Origin of the sequence: Azorhizobium oxalatiphilum (assembly GCF_014635325.1) — a bacterium.
Lineage (GTDB): Bacteria > Pseudomonadota > Alphaproteobacteria > Rhizobiales > Xanthobacteraceae > Azorhizobium > Azorhizobium oxalatiphilum.
This window is the reverse complement of sequence record NZ_BMCT01000001.1, coordinates 636068-652429: the sequence shown is the minus strand read 5'-3', so window position 1 is coordinate 652429 and position 16362 is coordinate 636068. Positions and strand designations below refer to the sequence as shown.

The following is a 16362-nucleotide window of genomic DNA, read 5'->3' as shown; positions in this document are numbered from 1 at the left end:
GATCCCATGTTGCTTGCCCGCGACCTCGCCGAAGACATCCGCGCCAGACGCACGACGCCGCGCGACGTGCTCAACGAATGCGTGCTCTCGTCGGCCGAGCAGGAAGGCGACATCCACGCCTTCCAGACCTTCAACCTGCAGGCCTGCCGGGAGGCCGTGGCCGATGAGGGCCTCGCTGCCACCCCACTGGCCGGCCTGCCGGTGGCGGTGAAGGACATTTTCGATACCGCCGGCCTCACCACCACCTATGGCTCGGACTTCTTCCTCGACCATGTGCCGCGCACCGACGCAGCCGTGGTGCGGCAGGTGAAGCGGGCCGGCGGCCTCATCTTCGGCAAGACCAAGACCACCGAATTCGCCTTCCTGAAGCCCACCGACACCTGCAATCCGCGCAGGCTCACCCACACGCCGGGCGGCTCGTCCTCGGGCTCGGCGGCGGCGGTGGCGGCGGGCATCGTGCCGCTGGCGCTGGGCACCCAGACCGCCGGCTCGGTGCTGCGGCCGGCCTCCTTCTGCGGCGTCACCGGCTACAAGCCCACCTTCCGCCTCATCCCCACCGTGGGCATGAAGGTCTATAGCTGGCATCTCGACACCGTCGGCCTGTTCGGCGCCCGCGTGGCAGACGTGGCGTTCGGCGCCGGCGCCATCACCGGCCGCGACCTTGATCTGGCGGACGCCGATATCACCCCGCCCCGCTTCGCCCTCGTGCGCACGCCGCGCGACCATCTGGCCGATGCCGGTGCCCATGCGGCGCTGGAGGCCGCGGTGCGCGCGGCCACGGCCGCCGGCGCGACCGTCACGGAGATCGACATTCCCGTGGAGATCGAGGCGGCGGACGCAGCCCAGCCGGTGATCCAGAATTTCGAGGGCGCACTGGCGCTGGCGGACGAATATGACCGCGAGCTCCTGTCCCCCATGCTGACCATCCATCTGCGCGAGGCCGGCACCATCGGCGCCGAGGCCTATGACGCCGCCCGGCGTACCTCCAAGCGCGCCCGCCAGCGCCTCGGCGACCTGTTCGCCGATTATGACGCTTTGCTCACCTTTGCCGCCCCCGGCGAGGCGCCCGAGGGCCTCGATTCGACCGGCTCTCCGGCCCTCAATCGCCTGTGGACGCTGATGGGCACCCCCTGCGTCTCGGTGGCTGGCCTCAATGGGCCCACGGGCCTGCCCATCGGCATTCAGGTGGTGGGGCGGTTCGGGCGCGATTACCGCACTCTGGCTGCCGCAGCCTTCCTGGAACGCGCCATTTCCGGCTGATATTTGGTATACATTCGCACTGCGGCATCGCGGAAACCCTGTGATGTCGCAGTACGCGCCAATTTCGCGCTGCAACGCCCGCAAAGCCCAATGCAGCGCAGCAACAATACGCGCTTTTATTTCCAGTATCCTTTGCTAAGCTTCGCATGGGGAGGTCGCCCAATCGGACGTTCGGCATAGGTACGCTCAAGAATCCCGAGCCAGTCTTGATCCGGAGAGCGCACGCGAGCCCGCACCTTGGCGCTGCGCACATCCGGCAGATGGAAGACGGACCGGCGGCATGTCGCACTCCACCGTGTAGACCAAGCAAAACGAAACACACGGTCCGGGAAAGACCACCGCGGCGCCGGAGAGCCTCTGCTCTCCGGCGCCTGCTTTTTTGGGCCCCGCTGTCATACGCCCGATAGCCGGCACCGGCGGGCGGGCACCCGCGGCCGACCGCAGAAATCCCTCGGAATTCAGGGGCATCCGGCGTGTCATGGATCACGATGACAACGCAATGACGCTACGTGACAATTGCGATGCTCGACGTGTCGGGCGGGACAACCCCCGTCATACGCGCCAAGGCTCCGCTGACCGTCACATGATTGTTGCGCGCCGGCCGTAAGTGGGGGGCTCCTGTCCACCAGCGGAGCGACGCCATGCTCGTGATCGACGGACTGACGTGCCGATTTGGCAACAAGACCGCCGTTTCCGACGTGAATCTTCAGATCGGCCAAGGCGCCTTCATCGGCGTTATCGGTCGCTCTGGTGCCGGCAAGTCCACCTTGCTGCGCATGGTCAACCGCCTGCAGGAGTCCAGTGCGGGCCGCATCCTGTTCGAGGATCGCGACGTCACCGCGCTCAAGGGCCACGAGTTGCGCCAGTGGCGCGCCCGCGCCGCCATGGTGTTCCAGCAGTTCAATCTCGTCGGCCGCCTCGACGTGCTGACCAACGTGCTCATGGGCCGCCTCTCCGGCATGGCCAACTGGCGCGCCCTCACCAAGAGCTGGAGTGCGGAGGACAAGGCCATCGCCTTGTCCGCGCTCGAACAGTTCGACATGGCCAATCTGGCCGCGCAGCGCGCCGACAGCCTCTCCGGCGGCCAGCAGCAGCGCGTGGCCATCGCCCGCGCTCTGGTGCAGGAGCCCCGGTTGATCCTCGCCGACGAGCCCATCGCCTCGCTCGACCCACGCAACACCAAGGTGGTGATGGACCAGTTGCTGCGCATCAACAAGCACTTCGGCATCACCGTCATGTGCAACCTGCACTCGCTGGAACTGGCGCGCACCTATTGCGACCGGCTGGTGGGCATGGCGGGCGGCAAGGTGGTGTTCGATGGCTCACCATCTCGGCTGACTCCCGCCGTCGCCCGTGACCTCTACGGCCTTGAGGCCGGCGAAGTGATGGGCGAACTCGCCGACGCGGTGCCCGCCGCCGGCGGCCACGCCCCGGCGGCCCTTCCGGCCACCGCCGCCCCGCAACGCTGATCCGGTCCGGCCCTCAAGGCCGGGCGCGTGCGTATCCCATCTCCCCGCAGGCTTCCCACCGCCCTCCATCAGGGGTGGTGCGGTGGCGCGCGAGGTATCGACCCATCACGCCTTCACTTCAGGAGTTCATGATGATCAACCGTCGCAGCCTGATCGCGGCCGCCGCCGCCCTTACCCTCACCGCCGGCGCCGCTCACGCGCAGGAGTGGAAGAAGCAGTTTCCCGAGCTCACCTTCGCGGTAATCCCGGCCGAGAACGCCTCCGCCACCACCGACATCTACACCCCCTTCGCCGAATATCTCTCCAAGGAGATCGGCGTTCCGGTGAAGCTGCGCATCGCCAATGACTATGCGGCCGTGATCGAGGCCCAGCGCACCGGCAGCGCGCAGATCGCCTTCTACGGGCCCGCCTCCTACGCCCGCGCCGTCCTCACCGGCGTGAAGGTGGATCCGCTGGTCGTGCAGCGCCACAACACCGGCCTCACCGGCTATTATTCGGTGATCTGGGTGCGCGCCGACAGCCCGTACAAGGAACTGAAGGACCTCAAGGGCAAGACCATCGCCCTCGTCGATCCCAACTCCACCTCCGGCAATCAGGCCCCGCGCTACTTCCTGAACAAGGAAGGCGCCTCGGTGGACTCCTTCTTCGGCAAGAGCGTCTATGCCGGCAGCCATGACAATGCCGTCCTCGCGGTGGCCCAGGGCACGGCGGACGCCGCCGCCAACGCCTGGAACTCCGAGACCGACAATTACCTCACCCGCCTGCTGGCCCGTGGCCTGCTGAAGAACGCCGAGGGCAAGCCGCTGACGGAGAAGGACTTCCGCATCGTCTTCAAGTCGGACTTCCTGCCCGAAGGCCCGTTCGCCGTGCTGGACTCCCTGCCCGCCGACCTGAAGGCCAAGATCAAGCAGGCCTTCCTCGACGCCCCGAAGAAGGACAAGGCGGCCTTCGACAAGCTGTCCGGCGGCAAGGACATCGAGTTCTCGCCGATCACCGCCAAGGATTACGACGGCATCATCGGCATGGTGAAGTATAACGACGATCAGCGTAAGCGTTCCTGATCGCTCGCCGGAACGGCGGGGGCCAAAAGCCCCCGCCGTTTTGCGTTTTGACTTCCCTTCTTGAGAACGCCATGTCCGCTACCGTTCCGCATCTTCCTCCTGCACAGGCTCAGGCCCTCGCCGCCGCCTATGACGCCGCCACGGCGAAAAGCCGTCTGCGCGGGCTCGGCGTTGCGGTCGTCATCGGCGCGCTGGTGCTGTTGGCGGGCTGGTTCGCGGAAGTGCGCCCGGCGGCGCTGAAGAACATCGGCCATTTCACCGATTATCTGGCGAAGACCATCCCCACCATCTCCGCCGAGACCCCGCGCGCGGACATCGTCGCGTGGTACTGGGACCTGAAGACCTGGGCGCGCCTGCTCGGCGAAACCCTGCTCATGGCCTATCTCGGCACGCTGCTGGGCGCCGTCGGTGGCTTCATCCTGTGCTTCCTCGCCTCGGCCAATCTGGTGCGCAGCCGGACGGTATTGTTCGTCACCCGGCGCTATCTGGAATTCTGCCGCACGGTGCCGGACATCGTGTTCGCGCTCATCTTCGTCTTCGCTTTCGGCCTCGGCCCCATCCCCGGCGTGCTGGCCATCGCCATCCACACCACGGGCGCGCTGGGCAAGCTGTTCGCCGAGGTGGTGGAGAATATCGATATGAAGCCGGTGGAAGGCCTCGCCGCCTCCGGCGCCAGCTGGATGCAGCGGGTGCGCTTCGGCGTGGTGCCGCAGGTGCTGTCCAACTTCGCCTCGTACGGCCTGCTGCGGTTCGAGATCAACGTGCGCGGCGCGGGCGTGCTGGGCTTCGTGGGCGCGGGCGGCATCGGCCAGGAATTCCTCACCGCCATCCGCAACTTCTACTACACGGACGTGAGCGCCATGCTGCTCATGATCATCGCGACCGTCATCATCATTGATCTTGCGACCGAGCACGTCCGCCATCGCCTGCTCTTCGGAGGCCAGCACCCGTGACCTCCCACACCACTTCCGTACTCGATCCCCGCCCCGTCCTGGCCGCCGACATGGAGGGCCTGCGCGCCCGCCATCCCGATGCCTTCCGCACCAATGGCCGGGGCCGGCTCAAGGCCGCCGCCTTCGTCGGCGCGATCCTCGCGATGGCGGTCTTCGCCTTGTGGGCGCTCGACTTCAATCCGCAGCGCATGTGGGCGGGCCTGAGCCGGCTCGGACTGTTCTTCTCGCTGCTGTTTCCGCCCGATGCCCATGGCCGCCTGCCGGCCTTCGCGCAGGCGCTGGGCGAGACATTGGCCATCGCCTTCCTCGGCACGCTGACCGCCGCCGTGGTGGCCTTCCCCTTCGCCTTCCTCGCGGCGAAGAACGTGATCCCGAACATCTTCGTCCACTTCTCGCTGCGCCGGGTGTTCGACGTCTCGCGCTCGGTGGACACGCTCATCTGGGCGCTGATGTGGATCAACGTGGTGGGCCTCGGCCCCTTCGCCGGGGCGCTGGCCATCGCCTGCGCGGATTTCGGGGCCTTCGGCAAGCTGTTCTCGGAGGCCATCGAGGCCACCGACCGCAAGGCCTCCGAGGGCGTAACCGCCTCGGGCGGCAGCGCCCTGCACCGGGTGCGGTTCGCGCTGGTGCCGCAGGTACTGCCGGTGATCGCCAGCCAGGTGCTCTATTTCTTCGAATCCAACACCCGCTCGGCCACCATCATCGGCATCGTGGGCGCGGGTGGCATCGGCGCTTATCTGACGGAGCTGATCCGCACTCTGGAGATGCAGCAGGTGAGCGTGATCATCCTGATGATCCTCGCCACCGTGGCGGCGATCGACTTCGTGTCGTCGCGCCTGCGCTTCGCCATCATCGGCCGCAAGGCGCCCACCGCCTGACGGCGGTGGGTCATCTGTCTCAAGCCCGTCAGTACATGGCCTGCTTGAAGCGGGCGACCATCTGTTCCTGCGTCTCGAAGCCGTCGCTATTGCCGATCTGGTCGCGGAGCATCTCGCCCAGCGTCGGCAGCACGGAGCGCTCCACCTGCGCCTGCTGATCCCACAGCTTCGAACGCATGAAGGCCTTGGCGCAATGCAGATAGGCCTCGCGCACTGTGATGCGCAGCACCGAGGTCGGCAGCTTGCCGTCCACTGCGAAACGGGCGCGCAGGTCCGCATCCGCGCGGATTTCGGCCGTGCCGTTCACCCGCAGCGTCTCGTCCACGCCGGGGATCAGGAAGATCAGCCCTACGCCCGGCTGCTCCAGAATGTTGGTGAGGCTGTCGAGGCGGTTGTTGCCCGGCCGGTCGGGTAGCAGGAGCGTCGCGCCGTCATCGTCGATCCCGACGAAGCCCGGCTGGTCGCCGCGCGGGGTCACGTCCAGCTCACCGGCCTTGCTGGAGGTGGCGAGCATCACGAACGGGCTGAGACCGATGAAGCTGCGGCAATGCTTGTCGAGGCGGGGTAGCACCTTCTGTGCTGCGCGCACGCTCACCGCCTTGTAGTGGGTCCGCAACTGCTCGACGCTCTCGATCCTACTCATGACATTTCCTCAGGGCTTCTTCTCAAGGCTTGATGACCAGTTGCACGCGGTCGGCGGCGAAGCTGGAGCGGCCCCACTGCAAGGGCACGCCCGCCACGTCCACATCCACGCGCTCCACCACCATGACGGACCGTCCCATGGCAAGCGATAGGAGTCCACGCTCCCGCTCGTCGGCCACGCGGGCGGTGAGGCGCGTCTCCTTGCGACGGAAATCGATGATGCCGAGGGTGGACAGCGCCCGCGTCAGCGAACCGGTGGCCGCATAGACGAGATCCAGATCCTGACAGCGGGCATGGACGAACCAGGCCGAGCCGCAGGAGATGGGCACGCCGTCCGCCTCATGGGTGGTGTCGATGCGCAGCACCTTGGTGCCCGGCGCGACTCCAAGTTCGCGCGCCACCTCGACGCTGGCATCCTCCACCTGCGAACCAAGGAAGCGGCCGTGCGGCTCGCGCCCGCTGGCCAGCACGATCTCGGAGAATCGCGTGCGCGCGCCGATGGGATAGCGCAGCGGCGGCTCCTTCACGAAGGTGCCGCGCCCGGCGGTGGCCTCGATCAGCCCCCGCTCCCCGAGCACGGACAAAGCCCGACGCACGGTGTGGCGGTTGACGCCGAAGCGCTCCGCCAGTTCCGCCTCCACCGGCAGGCGCGCGCCCGGCTTGCGTGCGCCGGAGGCGATCTCCGCCTCCAGCGTCTCGGCGATCTGCTTCCAGAGCGACACCCCGCTGCCGCGCTTCACGTCTTCCGGCTTCACGCTTTCCGACCGTGCATCAGCGGTTTCGCCCGCCGTCATCGGCCCGTGATCGACCTCGTCCATCATGTCATCCCGTCCCCGCCGGCTCCCCTCTTTTTCAAATTCGTCCGGCGCGCTGCACATTTGTATAGACTTTTATACAAATACTGTCCATATGCCGACACACGGAAGCGGCGACAGCCTTTCCTGTCTAACGCAGCGGTCGAGACCGTTTTTTGTCAGCGGCACCCGACCCGGCAGCACGTCCAAGGGGAAGAGATGGGCGCGGAAGACCTAAGTGCGAAAGACGCTGCGGCAGCACAGGTGGCAGCCCGGCAGGCCATGATGGGCCTCTTCGCCCACGCTTCGGCCGACGAACTCAATTCGGCAGTGGAGCGCTTCAGACCCCTGCCTCCCATCCACGATCTTCGCCCCGCGGAAGTGGGCCTCGCCATGGTGCGCGGCCGCATCGGCGGCGACGGCGATGCCTTCAATACGGGTGAGGCCACCGTCACCCGCGCCGCCGTGCGCATCGAGGGCGGCGCCACCGGCGTCTCCTATCTGCTCGGCCGGGCGCCGGAGCGTGCGCGGGCCGCCGCCATCCTCGATGCCCTGTGGCAGGACACGGCGCTGCGCCCTGCGGTGGAGGAAGCCCTTGCCCCGGTGCGCGAACGCCTTGCGGCGGAAGAGCTGGTGGCGCGGGAAAAGACCGAGGCCACCAAGGTCAATTTCTTCACCATGGTGCGCGGAGAGGACTGATGAGCACGGAACAGACGCCCGCCGCCTCCACCAGCGAACTGGCCCTTGGCTTCTCGGATCCGGTGCGCGAGGCGCAGGCCACCTTCAAGGCGGTGATGTGGGCCGTCTCCCGGCCCGGCCACCGCATGCCGCTGGCCACCAACCTCAAGCCCCCCGCCCCGCTCACGCCTGAAATGGCGGCCCTTGCACTGGCGCTGGCGGATTACGAGACGCCGCTCTGGCTGGATCCCATGCTGGCGAAACACAAGGGGGTGGCGGATTTCCTGCGCTTCCACACCGGCGCGCCGATCACGGACGATCCCGCCGCCGCCCGCTTCGCCCTCGTGCGCGAGCCGGGCAATCTCCCGCCCTTCACCGACTTTGCGCAGGGCATTCCCGAATATCCGGACCGCTCCACCACTCTGATCCTCGCCGTGACCATGCTCTCGGATGCGCCCTTCACGCTGGAAGGCCCCGGCATCAAGAGCACGCGCAGCTTCGGCGCCACGCCCTTGCCGGCGGACTTCGCGACCCGCTGGGCCGACAACCGGCTGCTGTTCCCGCTGGGCGTCGATCTCCTCTTCACCACGTCGGGGCTGGTCTCAGCCCTGCCGCGCTCCACCCGCATCACAGCGGAGGCCTGATCCATGTATGTGGCCGTCAAGGGTGGCGAAACCGCCATCCGCAACGCCCATGCCCTGCTTGCCGAGACGCGGCGGGGCGACACATCGGTGCCGGAGATCGGCATCGACCAGATTTCCGAACAGCTCACGCTGGCGGTGGACCGGGTGATGAGCGAAGGCTCGCTCTATGATCGCCCCTTGGCATCGCTCGCCATCAAGCAGGCGCGGGGCGATCTGATCGAGGCCATCTTCCTCGTCCGCGCCTTCCGCACCACCTTGCCCCGCTTCGGCTATTGCGAGCCGGTGGACACGGCGCAGATGCGCGTCGAACGCCGCATCTCGGCCACCTACAAGGACATCCCCGGCGGACAGGTGCTCGGGCCGACCTTCGATTACACCCACCGCCTGCTGGACCCGACGCTGGCCGGCACGACCACCGAACCGCCCGCCCCGGCCCGCGCCGAGACGGAAGACGGCGCCCCCATGCCCCGCGTCACCGACCTGCTCGGCGACGAGGGCCTGATCGAGGCCGCACCCTCAACCGGCGAATATCCGCGCGACCTCACCCGCGAGCCCCTGAGCTTCCCCGCCGATCGGCCGCTGCGCCTGCAGAATCTGGCGCGCGGCGACGAGGGCTTCCTGCTCTCGCTCGGCTATTCCACCCAGCGCGGCTATGCCCGCACCCATCCCTTCGTCGGCGAGATCCGCTTCGGCGAGGTGGAGGTGGAGCTGTTCGTTGAGGAACTGGGCTTCGCCGTACCGCTCGGGCCGATCAATGTCACCGAGTGTCAGATGGTGACGCAGTTCAAGGGCTCCTCCGCCGAGCCGCCGAAGTTCACGCGCGGCTATGGCCTCGTGTTCGGCCAGAGCGAGCGCAAGGCCATGTCGGTGGCCCTCGTGGACCGTGCCCTGCGCTTCAAGGAACTGGGCGAGGAGCAGTCCGCGCCTGCACAGGACGAGGAATTTGTCCTCTCCCATTCCGACAATGTGCAAGCCACCGGCTTTGTGGAGCATCTGAAGCTGCCCCATTACGTGGACTTCCAGGCCGAACTCGACCTCGTGCGCCGCATGCGCGCCGAGCACACCGATCCCGTCCATGGCGACGCCCGGCAGGAGGCCGCCGAATGACCGCGCTTGAACAAACCCAGACGGCCTCGACGTCCGCCGGCATGCCCGCCATCACCTACAATTTCGCTTATCTGGACGAGCAGACGAAGCGGATGATCCGCCGGGCCATCCTGAAGGCCATCGCCATTCCCGGCTATCAGGTGCCCTTCGCCAGCCGCGAGATGCCCATGCCTTATGGCTGGGGCACCGGCGGCGTGCAGGTCACGGCCGCCATCCTCGGCATGGACGACGTACTGAAGGTCATCGACCAGGGCTCGGACGACACCACGAACGCGGTGGCCATCCGGGGCTTCTTCGAGACCACGGCCCCCGGCGTCGCCACCACCACACGCACGCAGGACGCCACCGTCATCCAGACCCGCCACCGCGTGCCGGAGCAGCAGCTTCAGGCGCATCAGGTGCTGGTCTATCAGGTGCCGATCCCCGAGCCCCTGCGCTTCCTCGAGCCGCGCGAGACCGAGACCCGCAAGCTGCATGCGCTGGCCGATTACGGCCTCATGCATGTGAAGCTCTATGAGGACATCGCCCGCCACGGCCACATCGCCACCACCTATGCCTATCCGGTGGAAGTGGACGGGCGCTATGTGATGGACCCCTCGCCCATCCCGAAGTTCGACAATCCGAAGATGGACGACAGTCCGGCGCTGCAATTGTTCGGCGCGGGGCGCGAGAAGCGCATCTATGCCATCCCGCCACACACCAGGGTGGTGCCGCTGGATTTCGAGGACCATCCCTTCAAGGTTCAGCACTTCGCCAAACCCTGCGCCTTGTGCGCTGCGACCGGCGTCTATCTGGACGAAGTGATCCTTGATGATCGCGGCGGGCGCATGTTCGTCTGCTCGGACACGGATTATTGCAACACGCGGCAGGCGGAAGGCCATCGCGGCGAGATGAGCGCGCTGCCGGAGGCGGCGGAATGAGCGCCCTCTCCATCCGCCCTGCCACCGAAGAGGACCTCACCGCCGTGATGGCGCTCTATGCCCAGCCGGGCATGGACGACGGCAAGGTGCTGCCGCTGGAGGAAGCGAAGGCCCTGTTCGCCCGCTTCGCCCGCTATCCCGACTACGTGCTCTATGTGGCCGAGGACGCAGGCGAGGTGGTCGGCACCTTCGCATTGCTGGTGATGGACAATCTCGGCCATCTCGGCGCGCCTTCCGCCATCGTGGAGGACGTGGTGGTCTCGCCTACCCGGCAGGGCGGCGGCGTGGGCGGCGTCATGATGCGGTTCGCCATGCGCAAGGCTGCCGGGAAAGGCTGCTACAAGCTGGTGCTCTCCTCCAACGCCAAGCGCGTGAAGGCCCATCAGTTCTACGAGAACCTCGGCTTCCGCCGCCACGGCGTGAGCCTGCATGTGGACCTGTCCCCCGAGGGCGAGGCCATTCCCCCCGCCGCGCCTCTGGAGGCTGCGCAATGACAGACGATGCCCCCCTTCTCGTCGCCGAGGGCCTGACCCGCTATTACGGCGCCCGCCTCGGCTGCCGCGATGTCTCCCTCACCCTCCATGCCGGCGAAGTGCTCGCCATCGTGGGCGAGAGCGGTTCCGGAAAGTCCACGTTGCTCGGCCTGCTCTCAACTGAACTTGAGCCCTCTGCCGGCGCGATCCACTACCGCATGCGCGACGGCGAGATGCGCGACCTGTCCGCCCTCACCGAAGGCGAGCGGCGCCTGCTGCTGCGCACCGACTGGGGCTTCGTGCGCCAGCATGCGGAGAAGGGCCTCCGCATGGCAGTGTCCGCCGGCGGCAATGTGGGCGAGCGGCTGATGGCGGTGGGCTGGCGCAACTATGCCGGCATCCGCAACGAAGCCATCGACTGGCTCTCCCGCGTGGAAATCCAGCCGGACCGCATCGACGATGATCCGCGCGCCTTTTCCGGCGGCATGCGCCAGCGCCTGCAGATCGCCCGCAATCTCGTCACCAAGCCGCGCCTCGTCTTCATGGACGAGCCCACCGGCGGCCTCGACGTCTCGGTGCAGGCGCGCCTGCTGGACCTCATCCGCTCGCTGGTGGCGGACCTCGGCCTCGCCGTCATCATCGTCACCCACGACCTCGCGGTCGCCCGCCTGCTCTCCCACCGCATCATGGTGATGAAGGAAGGCCGGGTGATCGAGGAGGGCCTCACCGATCAGGTGCTCGACGATCCACGCGAGCCCTATACCCAGCTCCTCGTCTCCTCGGTGCTTGCCGCATGACGCTCCACACCGCTCCCCAGCAGGCGGCGACGCCGCTGCCCCCCGCCCTGCCCGCCGGCACGCTGCTGCGCGTGGAACACCTCGCCAAGGCCTTCACGCTGCACCTGCGCGGCGGCACCCGCCTGCCGGTGGTGGACGGCGCAGGCTTTTCAGTCCGCGCCGGAACCTGCGTGGCGCTGGGCGGCCCCTCCGGCGCCGGCAAAAGCTCCATCCTCAAGATGGTCTATGGCAATTACCGCACCGACACCGGAGCCATCTGGCTGGCGGACGAGGACGGCCCGGTGGACGTGGCCCATGCCGCGCCCCGCCGAATGCTGGACCTGCGCCGCCGCCGCATCGGCTATGTGAGCCAGTTCCTGCGCGTCATCCCCCGCGTCTCCGCCCTCGACGTGGTGGCCGAGCCGCTGATGGCGGAGGGCGTGGCGCCCGACCAGGCCCGCCTGAAGGCCCGCGACCTGCTGGCCCGACTCAACCTGCCGGAGCGGCTGTGGAGCCTGCCGCCCGCCACCTTCTCCGGTGGCGAGCAGCAGCGTGTGAACGTGGCGCGCGGCTTCATCTCCAGCCAGCCGCTGCTGCTGCTGGACGAGCCCACCGCCTCGCTGGACGCCGTGAACCGGCAGGTGGTGATCGACCTCATCACTGAGAAGAAGGCGCGCGGCACCGGCCTGCTCGGCATCTTCCACGACGCGGACACGCGCGATGCGGTGGCGGACGAGGTGGTGGATGTCTCCGCCTTCGCCACCCGCCCCAATTGAGACCGGAAGGTCATCCGCCCAAAGGACACTTTTTCCATGTCACAGGCCAAGACCGGCGAACAGGTGTTCGCCAATGCCCGCATCGTTCTCGCCGACAGCATCCTCGAAGGCCACGTCCATGTGGCCGATCGCGTGCTCCGCGCGGTGGACACCGGCACGGTGCCCGCGGGCGCCATCGACCTTGAGGGCGATTATCTCCTCCCCGGCCTCGTCGAGCTGCACACGGACCATGTGGAAGGCCATCTGGCGCCCCGCCCCAAGGTCCGCTGGAACGCGGTCTCGGCCGTACTGGCGCATGATGCGCAGATCGCCGCTTCCGGCATCACCACCGTGTTCGACAGCCTGCGGGTGTGGCCGGACAAGAAGGCGGTGGGCATGGATGGCGATGCACCCATCCTGCTGGAGGCGCTCGCCACCGCCCGCGCGTCCGGCGTGCTGCGCGCCGACCATCTGGTGCATCTGCGCTGCGAGGTCGCCACCGACAGCGTGGTGGAGGATGCCGCCGCCATCGTCGCGGGCCACGACGTGCGCCTGATCTCGCTCATGGACCACACGCCCGGCCAGCGCCAGTTCTCCTGCACCGAGCAGTTCCGCGCCTATTACAAGAAGAAGAGCGGCATCACCGACGAGGAACTGGACGTCATCGTCGCGACCCGGCTCGACTATCATGAGCGCCTCGCCCGCCCGAACCGGCAGGGCCTCGTGGCGCTCGCCCACCCCAACCGCATCGTGCTGGCGAGCCATGACGATGCCACCCCCGAGCATGTGGCCGAGGCCATCGGCGACGGCGTCGCCATCGCGGAATTCCCCACCACGGTAGAAGCCGCCCGCCTGTCGCATGAAGCCGGCATCCGCGTGCTCATGGGCGCGCCCAACATGGTGCGCGGCGGCTCCCACACCGGTAATGCCTCGGCCGAGCAACTGGCCCGGCTCGGCCTGCTGGACATTCTGTCCTCGGACTATGTGCCGGCGAGCCTGCTCTGGGCGCCGTTCGACCTCGTGCGCCGCGCACCTGAGATCAGCCTGCCGGAAGCGGTCCGCATGGTGACGAAGAACCCGGCCGATGCCGCCAGCCTCACCGATCGCGGCGAGATCGCCGTGGGCAAGCGTGCCGATCTGGTGCGCGTGGCGCTGGCTGGCGACATTCCTGTCGCCCGCGCGGTGTGGCGGCAGGGCGAGCGCGTGGCATGAGCCCTGTGCGCGGCACGAGCCTGAAGCCGCCCTTCGGCCCCGGCGCTCTCGTCCTGGTGGTGGGGCCGTCCGGTGCCGGCAAGGACACGCTGATGTCCGAGGCTGCCCGGCTGTTGACGGGAGACACCGACCTGCTGGTTGCCCGTCGCCTCGTGACACGCACTGACACCACCGGCGAGGACCACCAGCCCGTGGACCTCGCCACCTTCGAGGCGGAACTCGCCGCCGGGCGCTATCCGCTCGCGTGGCGGGCTCATGGCCTTGCCTATGCACTGGGAGCGGAGGTCGCGGAAGCGCTGGCGCAAGGCCGCACTGTAATGGCCAACGGCTCCCGTGCCACCCTGCCCGAGGCGCGCAAGCGCTTCTCCCGCCTGTCGGTCGTCCACATCACCGCCCCGCCCGAGGTGCGCGCCGTACGCCTCGCGGCACGCGGCCGCGAGAGCGAGGACGATATCCGCGAGCGTCTTGCCCGCGCGCCCGATGTCCCGCTGGATGCGGATCTGGAAATCCAGAATGTGGGGCCCATCCGCGAAGGCGCCCAACGCCTCGCGGATTTCATCCGCGCGGCAAGCTACGCACGCGCGCCGGAAGTCTTGTCCTAGAGTGTTTCCGTGTTTCAGGGAAACACGGAAACACTCCAACTCATTGATAGAGAATGTCTTGTCGCTTGGATTGCGAAGCAATCAAAGCCGGACATGCTCTGGAGCGGCTCAGCCCTCGCGCACTGCCGCGACAAGAGCCTCTATGGACCTCTCCGCCGGGGAGCCCCGCCGCCATTGCGCCAGAGTGCGCACATGGGCCTGCTCCGGCGGCAGGGCGTGTGTGGTGATCTCTCCCAACCGCACCCAGCGCTCCACCGCCGCCTCCGGCAGCAGGGTTACGCCCAGCCCAGCCGCAACACAGCCGATGATGCCGTCCAACGTGCCCAGTTCCATCAGCGGCCGGTCCCCCAGCGCCTCCCGCCCCCGCTCGCGATAGCTGCACCCCTCGCGGAAGACCACCAGCGCCGCGTCCACGTCCTCGCCCGTGCCGCGCACCTCCACGAGATGCTCGTCCCAGAGCGGCGCCGCCTCGAAGCGCGGGTCCGCTGCGTCTTCCGCCACGAAGGCGAGGTCCAGCGTGCCGCGCCGGAGGTCCGCCATCAGGTCGCCGCTCGTCCCCGTGTGGAGACCGAGGCGCAAGCCCGGCATGTCCATCCGCACGCGCTTGAGGAGCGGCGGCAGGCGCACCGCCGCCGTGGTCTCCATCACACCGAGCCGTACCGGCGGCCATGCCTCGCCTGCCGCCCGCAACTGGCCTTCCGCCTCGGCCGCAAGCCGCTGGATGCGCCCGCCATAATCGAGCGCCAGCTGCCCCGCGGCGGTGGGCACCATGCGCCCGTCGATCCGCTCCACCAGCTTCTGGCCGAGCCGGCCCTCCAGCTTCTTCAGCCGTGTGGTGACATTGGATTGCACGCAGCCCAGTCGATCTGCCGCGCGGGTGACGCTGCCGGTGTCGGCTACGGCCTCAAGAAATTGGAAGTCGCGCAATTCCATCATCATGAGAGAATGGTATCATCATTTTCTTTCACTTCTAGTGATGGATGCCTCGTGCATAATGGAACGGAAGCGGGCGAGGCCCGCGCCCCGAGGTTTTCGCCATGCCCGACACCGCATCCTGGCCCGATCGCCGCCTCCTCGATCTGTTCGGCATCGACGTGCCGATCCTCCTCGCCCCCATGGCCGGATCCGGCACGCCGGAGCTCGCCATCGCCGTTGGGCAGGCGGGTGGACTGGCGGCCCTGCCCGCCGCCCAGTCCACGCCCGACCAGCTTCGCGCCGATGTTGCCCGCGTGCGCACTGCCCTTCCCCGCAAGCCGCTGAACCTCAATTTCTTCTGCCATGCGGTGCCCACGCCGGATCCGGATCGCGAGGCGGCATGGCGCGCGCGCCTTGCCGCCTATTACGCCGGGCTTGGCCTCGACCCGCAGGCCATTCCCCCCGGTGCCGGGCGAGCCCCCTTCGATGACGCCTTCTGTGCCGTGGTTGAGGAGGTCCGGCCGGAAGTGGTGAGCTTCCATTTCGGCCTGCCTTCAGAGCCTCTGCTGGCGCGCGTGAAGGCCACAGGCGCCAAGGTCATCTCCTCCGCCACGACAGTTGCGGAGGCACGCTGGCTGGAGACGCGCGGCGTCGATGCCATCATCGCCATGGGCGTGGAAGCCGGCGGACACCGCGCGACGTTTCTCGATGCAGATGTCATCGGCGCCATGAGCCGGCAGGTCGGCACCTTCGCTCTCGTGCCGCAAATCGCCGACGCGGTGTCCGTGCCGGTGATCGCCGCGGGCGGCATTGCCGATGGCCGGGGTATCGCCGCCGCCTTCGCCCTCGGGGCGGCCGCGGTGCAGGTGGGCACCGCTTATCTGCTGAGCCCGGAAACGAAGATTTCAGCCCTCCATCGGGCCGCGCTGGAGGGCGCGGGTGATGCGGATACGGCGCTCACCAATCTGTTCACCGGCCGGCCGGCGCGCGGGATCATGAACCGTCTGATGGCAGACATCGGCCCCCTGTCCGCCGATGCGCCCGCCTTCCCGCAAGCCGGAACCGCCCTCGCCCCGCTGAAGGCCAAGGCCGAGGCGGAGGGACACGACGACTTCACCAATCTGTGGTGCGGGCAAGCTGTCCGCCTCGCCCAACGCCTGCCCGCCGCCGATCTGACGCGGGCTCTGGCAACGGACGCTCTGAAGCGTCTGGGACGATGAAGC

Annotated in this window: 18 protein-coding genes; 15 read left to right on the top strand and 3 right to left on the bottom strand. The window is 68.0% G+C overall.

Annotated features, from left to right (window positions below):
* Positions 1–6: 6 nt before the first annotated feature.
* The 5 genes from IEW24_RS02985 to phnE (IEW24_RS02965) all read left to right on the top strand — a co-directional run bounded on the left by IEW24_RS02985 (position 7) and on the right by phnE (IEW24_RS02965) (position 5621).
* Positions 7–1260: an amidase gene (locus tag IEW24_RS02985; RefSeq protein WP_188575265.1), complete on the top strand. Its 1254-nt coding sequence runs from the start codon at positions 7–9 to the stop codon at positions 1258–1260.
* Between the two features lie 641 nt (positions 1261–1901).
* Positions 1902–2729, top strand: coding sequence for a phosphonate ABC transporter ATP-binding protein (phnC, locus tag IEW24_RS02980; RefSeq protein WP_188575263.1), 828 nt, complete (start codon positions 1902–1904; stop codon positions 2727–2729).
* 131 nt (positions 2730–2860) lie between these two features.
* Positions 2861–3790 (top strand): phosphonate ABC transporter substrate-binding protein, encoded by a 930-nt coding sequence (phnD, locus tag IEW24_RS02975; RefSeq protein ID WP_188577297.1) that lies wholly within the window; start codon positions 2861–2863, stop codon positions 3788–3790.
* A gap of 71 nt (positions 3791–3861) precedes the next feature.
* Complete coding sequence (gene phnE / locus IEW24_RS02970) at positions 3862–4743, top strand: phosphonate ABC transporter, permease protein PhnE (RefSeq protein ID WP_188575261.1); 882 nt, start codon at positions 3862–3864, stop codon at positions 4741–4743.
* Positions 4744–4793: 50 nt separating this feature from the next.
* Positions 4794–5621 carry a phosphonate ABC transporter, permease protein PhnE gene (phnE, locus tag IEW24_RS02965; RefSeq protein ID WP_188577295.1) on the top strand — a complete coding sequence of 276 codons (828 nt, stop codon included), beginning with the start codon at positions 4794–4796 and terminating at the stop codon, positions 5619–5621.
* A gap of 28 nt (positions 5622–5649) precedes the next feature.
* On the opposite strand, the gene IEW24_RS02960 is transcribed toward phnE (IEW24_RS02965), so the two are convergent.
* A complete protein-coding gene (locus IEW24_RS02960) occupies positions 5650–6264 on the bottom strand; it encodes a pyridoxamine 5'-phosphate oxidase family protein (protein WP_188575259.1) in 615 nt (204 codons plus the stop codon).
* Positions 6265–6286: 22 nt separating this feature from the next.
* Positions 6287–7084, bottom strand: coding sequence for a phosphonate metabolism transcriptional regulator PhnF (gene phnF, locus IEW24_RS02955; protein ID WP_244644113.1), 798 nt, complete (start codon positions 7082–7084; stop codon positions 6287–6289).
* A 192-nt stretch (positions 7085–7276) separates the two neighbouring features.
* Between phnF and phnG the strand changes: the two genes are divergently transcribed.
* From phnG to phnN, 9 genes are read left to right on the top strand one after another with little or no spacing between them, the layout of a single operon-like run.
* Positions 7277–7756 (top strand): phosphonate C-P lyase system protein PhnG, encoded by a 480-nt coding sequence (gene phnG, locus IEW24_RS02950; RefSeq protein WP_188575257.1) that lies wholly within the window; start codon positions 7277–7279, stop codon positions 7754–7756.
* On the top strand, positions 7756–8379 hold the full coding sequence (gene phnH, locus IEW24_RS02945) for a phosphonate C-P lyase system protein PhnH (protein ID WP_188575256.1): 624 nt from the start codon (positions 7756–7758) through the stop codon (positions 8377–8379). The genes phnG and phnH overlap by 1 nt, the downstream gene beginning before the upstream one ends.
* Positions 8380–8382: 3 nt before the next feature.
* On the top strand, positions 8383–9486 hold the full coding sequence (locus IEW24_RS02940) for a carbon-phosphorus lyase complex subunit (RefSeq protein ID WP_188575253.1): 1104 nt from the start codon (positions 8383–8385) through the stop codon (positions 9484–9486).
* Positions 9483–10406: an alpha-D-ribose 1-methylphosphonate 5-phosphate C-P-lyase PhnJ gene (locus tag IEW24_RS02935; protein ID WP_373869994.1), complete on the top strand. Its 924-nt coding sequence runs from the start codon at positions 9483–9485 to the stop codon at positions 10404–10406. The genes IEW24_RS02940 and IEW24_RS02935 overlap by 4 nt, the downstream gene beginning before the upstream one ends.
* Entirely contained in the window at positions 10403–10900 is a 498-nt protein-coding gene (locus tag IEW24_RS02930; protein ID WP_188575252.1) for a GNAT family N-acetyltransferase, read from the top strand. Before IEW24_RS02935 ends, IEW24_RS02930 begins: the two co-directional genes overlap by 4 nt.
* Positions 10897–11676, top strand: coding sequence for a phosphonate C-P lyase system protein PhnK (phnK, locus tag IEW24_RS02925; RefSeq protein WP_188575250.1), 780 nt, complete (start codon positions 10897–10899; stop codon positions 11674–11676). Before IEW24_RS02930 ends, phnK begins: the two co-directional genes overlap by 4 nt.
* Complete coding sequence (gene phnL, locus IEW24_RS02920; RefSeq protein ID WP_188575248.1) at positions 11673–12431, top strand: phosphonate C-P lyase system protein PhnL; 759 nt, start codon at positions 11673–11675, stop codon at positions 12429–12431. The genes phnK and phnL overlap by 4 nt, the downstream gene beginning before the upstream one ends.
* Before the next feature lie 36 nt (positions 12432–12467).
* Positions 12468–13622, top strand: coding sequence for an alpha-D-ribose 1-methylphosphonate 5-triphosphate diphosphatase (locus IEW24_RS02915; protein ID WP_188575246.1), 1155 nt, complete (start codon positions 12468–12470; stop codon positions 13620–13622).
* Complete coding sequence (gene phnN, locus IEW24_RS02910; RefSeq protein WP_188575244.1) at positions 13619–14224, top strand: phosphonate metabolism protein/1,5-bisphosphokinase (PRPP-forming) PhnN; 606 nt, start codon at positions 13619–13621, stop codon at positions 14222–14224. Before IEW24_RS02915 ends, phnN begins: the two co-directional genes overlap by 4 nt.
* A 108-nt stretch (positions 14225–14332) precedes the next feature.
* On the opposite strand, the gene IEW24_RS02905 is transcribed toward phnN, so the two are convergent.
* A complete protein-coding gene (locus tag IEW24_RS02905; RefSeq protein WP_188575242.1) occupies positions 14333–15163 on the bottom strand; it encodes a LysR family transcriptional regulator in 831 nt (276 codons plus the stop codon).
* A 98-nt stretch (positions 15164–15261) separates the two neighbouring features.
* Here IEW24_RS02905 and IEW24_RS02900 point away from each other — a divergent pair, with 98 nt between their 5' ends.
* Complete coding sequence (locus IEW24_RS02900; protein WP_188575240.1) at positions 15262–16359, top strand: NAD(P)H-dependent flavin oxidoreductase; 1098 nt, start codon at positions 15262–15264, stop codon at positions 16357–16359.
* Positions 16360–16362 lie beyond the last annotated feature (3 nt).

Excerpts from the sequence above, each read along its gene's own strand:
- IEW24_RS02930 (WP_188575252.1), top strand. The coding sequence starts at position 10,403 with ATGAGCGCCCTCTCCATCCGCCCTGCCACCGAAGAGGACCTCACCGCC.
- phnD (WP_188577297.1), top strand. The coding sequence starts at position 2,861 with ATGATCAACCGTCGCAGCCTGATCGCGGCCGCCGCCGCCCTTACCCTC.
- phnN (WP_188575244.1), top strand. The coding sequence starts at position 13,619 with ATGAGCCCTGTGCGCGGCACGAGCCTGAAGCCGCCCTTCGGCCCCGGC.
- phnE (WP_188577295.1), top strand. The coding sequence starts at position 4,794 with ATGGAGGGCCTGCGCGCCCGCCATCCCGATGCCTTCCGCACCAATGGC.
- IEW24_RS02905 (WP_188575242.1), bottom strand. The coding sequence starts at position 15,163 with ATGATGATGGAATTGCGCGACTTCCAATTTCTTGAGGCCGTAGCCGAC.
- IEW24_RS02960 (WP_188575259.1), bottom strand. The coding sequence starts at position 6,264 with ATGAGTAGGATCGAGAGCGTCGAGCAGTTGCGGACCCACTACAAGGCG.
- IEW24_RS02915 (WP_188575246.1), top strand. The coding sequence starts at position 12,468 with ATGTCACAGGCCAAGACCGGCGAACAGGTGTTCGCCAATGCCCGCATC.
- phnL (WP_188575248.1), top strand. The coding sequence starts at position 11,673 with ATGACGCTCCACACCGCTCCCCAGCAGGCGGCGACGCCGCTGCCCCCC.
- IEW24_RS02935 (WP_373869994.1), top strand. The coding sequence starts at position 9,483 with ATGACCGCGCTTGAACAAACCCAGACGGCCTCGACGTCCGCCGGCATG.
- phnC (WP_188575263.1), top strand. The coding sequence starts at position 1,902 with ATGCTCGTGATCGACGGACTGACGTGCCGATTTGGCAACAAGACCGCC.
- phnK (WP_188575250.1), top strand. The coding sequence starts at position 10,897 with ATGACAGACGATGCCCCCCTTCTCGTCGCCGAGGGCCTGACCCGCTAT.
- phnE (WP_188575261.1), top strand. The coding sequence starts at position 3,862 with ATGTCCGCTACCGTTCCGCATCTTCCTCCTGCACAGGCTCAGGCCCTC.
- IEW24_RS02940 (WP_188575253.1), top strand. The coding sequence starts at position 8,383 with ATGTATGTGGCCGTCAAGGGTGGCGAAACCGCCATCCGCAACGCCCAT.
- phnH (WP_188575256.1), top strand. The coding sequence starts at position 7,756 with ATGAGCACGGAACAGACGCCCGCCGCCTCCACCAGCGAACTGGCCCTT.
- IEW24_RS02985 (WP_188575265.1), top strand. The coding sequence starts at position 7 with ATGTTGCTTGCCCGCGACCTCGCCGAAGACATCCGCGCCAGACGCACG.
- phnF (WP_244644113.1), bottom strand. The coding sequence starts at position 7,084 with ATGATGGACGAGGTCGATCACGGGCCGATGACGGCGGGCGAAACCGCT.
- IEW24_RS02900 (WP_188575240.1), top strand. The coding sequence starts at position 15,262 with ATGCCCGACACCGCATCCTGGCCCGATCGCCGCCTCCTCGATCTGTTC.
- phnG (WP_188575257.1), top strand. The coding sequence starts at position 7,277 with ATGGGCGCGGAAGACCTAAGTGCGAAAGACGCTGCGGCAGCACAGGTG.